The sequence below is a fragment of the Cupriavidus sp. R6-3 genome (genome assembly GCF_059772245.1).
This window is the reverse complement of the sequence record NZ_JCBAJO010000299.1, coordinates 1-4,666: the sequence shown is the minus strand read 5'-3', so window position 1 is coordinate 4,666 and position 4,666 is coordinate 1. Positions and strand designations below refer to the sequence as shown.

Sequence of the window (4,666 nt, the reverse complement as noted above, 5' to 3'; positions counted from 1 at the left end):
CAGCCTTCCATATAGGCCAGGATCACGCGTGTGTCGTCGTCGTGCGCCAGCCATTCGATCACGTCGGCCACCTGCAGCCCGGCCTCGTTGCCGGTGGTGACCCAGTGACTCAGGCCGAGCCCGGCCTCGCGCGCCAGCGCGAAGGCATAGGCGCCGAAAGCCCCGCTCTGGCTGACCAGTCCCACATCGCCCAGCGGCGGCAGCCCGCTCAGCGGAATCGGCGAGAAGGTTGCGAACATGCGCTCGCGCAGGTTCATCGCGCCCAGGCAGTTGGGCCCCAGCAGCGTGATGCCGTGATGCCGCGCCTGCTCGGCCAGCGCCTGCTGCATGCGGGTGCCCTCCTCGCCGACCTCGGCGAAGCCAGACGTGAAGAACACCGCCGCGCGCGTGCCGTTAGCCGCCAGCTGCGCCATCACGTCGGCGCTGGCCAGCGCCGGCACCGCGACGATGGCCAGGTCGACCGGCTCGCCGAGCGCGGCCAGCGAGGGCGTGGCGGGTAACCCCTGGATCTCGGCCGATGCCGTGTTGACCGGATGCACGCGGCCGCCGTAGCCGAACTCGCGCAGCAACCGGATCGGCATGCCGCCGACCTTCTCTGGTTGGGACGAGGCGCCGATCACGGCGATCGAGCGCGGCCGCAGCAAGGCGGTCAGGTCGGGGAGCGGTGTGGGGGTCGGTTCGCGCGTCGGCGCGGGGGTCGGCGCAGGGGTCGGGTCTGGCATCGATGTCTCCGTTGTCGTTGTGGGCCGATGCCGCCGTGGCGGCGGCATCGTGGTGTCTCTCATGTTGTCGCGTTCGCCAGGTCGCCGGAACCCGCTGCGGGAACGTGCCACGCCGGCGGTGGCCGGGCGGCGGCCCGGCGTGCGCTATCGCCCGACGCCCGCTGCCTGCTCGATGCTGCGGACCATCTCGACCAGCATCGGCGCCACGCGCTTTTCCAGCATGCCGCGGCGCAGCTTGCTGCCGGCAATCGCGCAGTTGAACAGCAGCGGGCGGTTCAGATAGACGATGCGCGAGTAGATGCCGACGCCATGCACGCCGATGCCCGCCTCGCCCTCGTTGGTCGCGAAGCCGCGTTTCGGATAGTGGGCGACGTTGTGGCAGATGCGGTCGTAGCTGGCGGCGTATTCGTCGGGACGCTCGCGCTGGGCGATCTCCATCAGCCGCTGGAACTCGGCCTTGGACAGCGTGCACAGGAACGCGCGACCCATGCCGGTGTTCAGCACCGAACGCACCGCGCCGACACCCGGCCGCGCCGGCGTGCCCTCGTTGTGGGTGCAGGTGAGCAGATAGGTCACGTCGAGCCGGTGCGCCACGCCCATCGACACCGCGCCCTCGATGCGGTCGGCCAGCGCCTGCATCAGCGGCCGCGCGGTATGCCGCATCGGCAGGCCCGTCAGGTACGGATAGCCGAGCGCCAGCACCTGCGCGCTGACGAAGTACTTGTCGAGCTTCGGGTCCCAGTCGAGATAGCCCAGCTCGTACAGGGTCTTGCAGATGCGCGACACCGTGGCGCGCGGCAGTTGCAGCCGGCGCGACAGTTCGCCATTGCCCATCGGCTGCGGCTCGTCGATGAAGCAGCGCAGCAAGGCAAAGCCCTTGGCGAGCAGGCCGCCGAACGACGGGTCGTCGCGGCGGCGCTCGGCGATGAATTGTTCGACCGGCGTGTTCATGTTGTCTCCTGAAATCCAGTGTGGGTGGCCTCGGCAACGACCGTCAAATGATGGAACGAATTTCCAGATATTGGAAATAGATCGACTTCCGTTGACGCTCCCCGCGCGTGCCCCTAACGTGACCGGACACTGGATCGGACGCTGGGCCGGACAGATGGCGGACGCATTGGCGTCGCCGGTCGAGCCTGCATTCCGGTCCGCATTCCGGTCCGCATTCCGGTCCGCATCCCTGTCCGCATCCCTTATCCGCACCCGTATCCGTAGCCGCCTCAGGAAGCCGCCATGACCCCTGCCTCCCCGTTCCCGCTGCCGGGCACCGCGCGCAGCGCCTTCCCCGCCCTCGACACCCGTTCGCTGCTGCACGCGCCCAAGCGCCAGCGTGCCCGCGATACCGAGCAATCCCTGCTGGCGGCGGGCCGCACGCTGCTGGCCACGCGCGACTTCGAAGCGATCTCGGTGGCGCAGATCGTCGCGGCCTGCGAGCTGTCGGTCGGCGCCTTCTATGGGCGCTTCCGCGACAAGGCGGCCTTCTTCGAAGCGTTGCAGACGGCGGCGGTACACGAGGCGCAGCAGGCGATGGCGCACCATCTGGCGTCTTCGCGCTGCGCCGCGCTGCCGACCGCGGTGCTGCTCGACAAGGCGATGCGCCTGCTGGTGCGCGGCTGCCGGGCGCAGCGCGGCCTGCTGCGGGCGGCGCTGCAGCAGGCCGGCGCTCGCCCACAGGCGTGGCAGCCCCATGGGGACTGTGCGACGGCCTTTGCGGACCGGATGGTGGCGCTGCTGGTGCCGCGGCTCGGCGACGACGCCCGGGCCGAGGCGAAGGTGCGCTTCGCCATGCAGGCCTTGTTCGGCATGCTGGTCAATGCGCTGCTGCATGACCCGCTGCCGGTGCGGCTGGACGACGACGAACTGCCCGTGCAGATGGCGCGGCTGATCGGCAGCTATCTGGCGCCGATGCGGGATTGAAGCCAGCGAGCGGGCCGGGCCCATCGCGATCCCAAACCATCATCACAAGACGGAGACCAGCATGAACCCACGCAGCAAGGCGGCCAGGCATGAGGCGCCACGATGCACGATGGCGCGATACACGATGGCACGATGGTTGGCGCGACGCACGACGGCGATGCGCGCCGCCACCCTGGCGCTGCTGACGCTGGCGGCCTTGCCGCTGCATGCGCAGGACACCTACCCCAGCAAACCGATCAGGATCGTCGTGCCCTATCCGGCCGGCGGTTCGACCGACACGCTGGCCCGCACGCTGGGCGACACGCTGAGCCAGCGGCTGGGCCAGCCGGTGGTGGTCGAGAACAAGGGCGGCGCGGGCGGCATCATCGGCACCGACCATGTCGCCAAGTCAGCGCCCGACGGCTACACGCTGCTGATGACGGTGCCCGGGCCGATCACGGCCAACCTGGCGCTGTACAGGAAGCTGCCCTACGACCCGCGCACCGATCTGCAGCCGGTCTCCGACATCGCCACCATGCGCACCGTGCTGGTGGTCAACAGCACGCTGCCGGTCAAGAGCGTCGACGAATTGCTCGCCTACGCGAAGGCCCATCCCGGCGCCTTGCGGATGGGATCATGGGGACCCGGCACGCAGCCGCATACGATCCAGTCGTATCTGGCCAAGACGAAGGGCCTCGATATCCTGCATGTGCCCTATCGCGGCGAAGGGCCGATGGTGTCGGATCTGCTGGCCGGGCAGGTCAACATGACGATCGGCTCGGTGACCGCGCTGAAGCAGCACATCGCCACCGGCAAGCTGCGCCCGCTGGCGGTGATCGGCACGCGCCGGGCGGTGGGCCTGCCCGATGTGCCGACCTTCGCCGAGGCGGGTTACCGCGATCCGGCCTACGAGGTCGTCGGGCCGACCACGCTGCTGGCCCCCGCGAAGACGCCGCCGGCCATCGTCGAGCGGCTCGGGCGCGAGGTCAGCGCGCTGGTCAGGAGCGGCCCGCTGGCGCGCCGGATCGACGAAATGGGCGCCGAGCCGGTCGGCAATCTGCCGGCCGAGGCCAGCAGCGCGTATCGCGCCTATCTGCCGGTGGTGCTGAAGCTGACCGCCGATACCGGCGTCAGGCTCGACTGACGGCTTGCGAGCGTAACTTCAGCGGCACCTCCCATGGCAGGCCGCCGCGCTCGGCAAACATGGCGCGATAGCGGTCCGCCAGTTGCAGCAGCGCTCCTTCGCAGGGCTCGGGCAGCGCGTCGGCCAGGCGCAGGCACTGATGCCGGGCCAGTGTCTGGATCCAGCCGTTCAACGCGATGTCGGCGTTCTTGTCGCGCGGGTCGCCCCAATAGTCGTCGATGTTCCTGAGCAGCACCGCGGCGAGGGCATCATGGGTGTCGGAGACGTCCTCGCCCTGGGTGACGGCGTGCCAAAGCGCCCGCACGATCGCCCGCATCAGTTCGCGGCGCCGGTCCGGATCCGGCAGGGAGACCAGCGTCCACAGCAGATTGTCCTCGCGCTGATGCAAGGGCTTGAGCATGGCCCGGCGTACGGCGCCGTTGGTGAACACGTCGCCGGCCAGCACCAGGCGCGCGCCCGTCAGGTCCGCGCCGTGCAGCGTCGCGCCGGCCAAAGCCATCATGTCGAGCGTCTGGCCGTGCAGATCGGCACCATGCAGCGAGGCGTTCTGCAGCCGGGCCGCGGCGAGCCGCGTGCCGGACAGCTTGGCCGCGTCCAGCCGGGCGCCGCGCAGGTCGGCACAGCGCAGATCGGCTCCCTGCAGATCGGTGCCGACGAGGCTGGCCCCGGCGGCCTTGCAGCGGATCAGCACCGCGCCGCGCAAGTCGGCGCCGCTCAGATCGAGCGGGCCCAGGTCGCTGTCGCGCAGATTGCGTCCGCGCAAGTCCGCGCCTGGGCCGAACAGATGCGCCGCGACGTCGGGACAAAGGCGGCGCAGGTCGATGCCCGGCGGCATGGCGGGCCGGCTCTGCGGCGGCACCTTGCCCGCGCCTTCGGATGCGCCCTCGGATGCGGCCTCCGATGC

Annotated in this window: 5 protein-coding genes; 2 read left to right on the top strand and 3 right to left on the bottom strand. The window is 70.2% G+C overall.

Annotated features, from left to right (window positions below; genetic code table 11):
• Positions 1-722, bottom strand: a 722-nt coding sequence (locus AC6EI8_RS24345) for a CoA-binding protein (protein WP_498383108.1), incomplete at its 3' end; no start/stop codon positions are given.
• A gap of 144 nt (positions 723-866) precedes the next feature.
• Positions 867-1,673 (bottom strand): IclR family transcriptional regulator, encoded by an 807-nt coding sequence (locus tag AC6EI8_RS24340; RefSeq protein WP_149318658.1) that lies wholly within the window; start codon positions 1,671-1,673, stop codon positions 867-869.
• Between the two features lie 282 nt (positions 1,674-1,955).
• Between AC6EI8_RS24340 and AC6EI8_RS24335 the strand changes: the two genes are divergently transcribed.
• Both AC6EI8_RS24335 and AC6EI8_RS24330 read left to right on the top strand, forming a co-directional pair.
• The gene (locus AC6EI8_RS24335; protein WP_498383106.1) at positions 1,956-2,639 is read left to right on the top strand and encodes a TetR/AcrR family transcriptional regulator; all 684 of its coding nucleotides are present in this window, start codon (positions 1,956-1,958) and stop codon (positions 2,637-2,639) included.
• Between the two features lie 109 nt (positions 2,640-2,748).
• Entirely contained in the window at positions 2,749-3,762 is a 1,014-nt protein-coding gene (locus AC6EI8_RS24330; protein ID WP_498383110.1) for a Bug family tripartite tricarboxylate transporter substrate binding protein, read from the top strand.
• Here AC6EI8_RS24330 and AC6EI8_RS24325 read toward each other — a convergent pair.
• Positions 3,749-4,666 (bottom strand): pentapeptide repeat-containing protein (locus AC6EI8_RS24325; RefSeq protein WP_498383105.1); only part of this gene is annotated, 918 nt, incomplete at its 5' end. The two genes, AC6EI8_RS24330 and AC6EI8_RS24325, sit on opposite strands and share 14 nt — an antisense overlap.

Bases quoted from the DNA above. Each gene is read 5' to 3' on its own strand.
- AC6EI8_RS24330 (WP_498383110.1), top strand. From the start codon at position 2,749: ATGGCGCGATACACGATGGCACGATGGTTGGCGCGACGCACGACGGCG.
- AC6EI8_RS24340 (WP_149318658.1), bottom strand. From the start codon at position 1,673: ATGAACACGCCGGTCGAACAATTCATCGCCGAGCGCCGCCGCGACGAC.
- AC6EI8_RS24335 (WP_498383106.1), top strand. From the start codon at position 1,956: ATGACCCCTGCCTCCCCGTTCCCGCTGCCGGGCACCGCGCGCAGCGCC.